This window comes from Vibrio olivae, from assembly GCF_042428525.1.
GTDB classification, from domain to species: Bacteria; Pseudomonadota; Gammaproteobacteria; order Enterobacterales; family Vibrionaceae; genus Vibrio; species Vibrio olivae.
This window is the reverse complement of sequence record NZ_JBHMEP010000092.1, coordinates 1-593: the sequence shown is the minus strand read 5'-3', so window position 1 is coordinate 593 and position 593 is coordinate 1. Positions and strand designations below refer to the sequence as shown.

At 52.4% G+C, this 593-nt stretch carries 1 protein-coding gene; it reads right to left on the bottom strand.

Annotated elements, in window-relative coordinates; translation table 11 throughout:
• Window positions 1-593 (bottom strand): hypothetical protein (locus tag ACFFUV_RS23665; protein WP_390198442.1); only part of this gene is annotated, 593 nt, incomplete at both ends.

Below are 593 nucleotides of genomic sequence, written 5' to 3'. Positions count from 1 at the left end.
AACCATGCGGCGGCGTTGTTCTTGCGGGTTTCGTAATCGGCTTTATCCGTTTGGATTTGCGCCAATGTTTCGTCGTATTTGTCGGCGGCGGCTTTCGCATCGGCTTTGCTCTTTTTCTTTGCCGCTTCAAATACCTTTTTTGCCTCGGCAACAATCCGGTCGTATTCGGCTTGGGCTTCCGCCTCATACTTTATTGCGGCGTCAATCTCTGTATTCTTGGTTTCCTCGGCGGCTTTGATACGACCGGGGATTGCCTCCAATTGTTCCGTCCGGGTTTGCAATGCGGTACGCACGGTTTTCGCTTTCTCAATCAACCGGGCGTTCTCGTTTTGTTCCTCCATTAAATCGGCAATGTCGATTTTCTCGGCATACGTTTTGACGTCGCCCGGTTTCAACTGCTTTTCGGCGGCGGCGCAAATGGTCGTGTACGTCTTGACCTCGGCGTTGGCGTCCTTTCTTTTCTCCTTAACGGTCATAACCTCGGCGTCAATCTCGGCAATACGTTTTTGCACATTCTCCGGCAACAATGCCCGGACGTATTGCACTTGCTTTCGGCGACCCTCGGCGGTTTCAGACCACCGGGAAAACTCCAC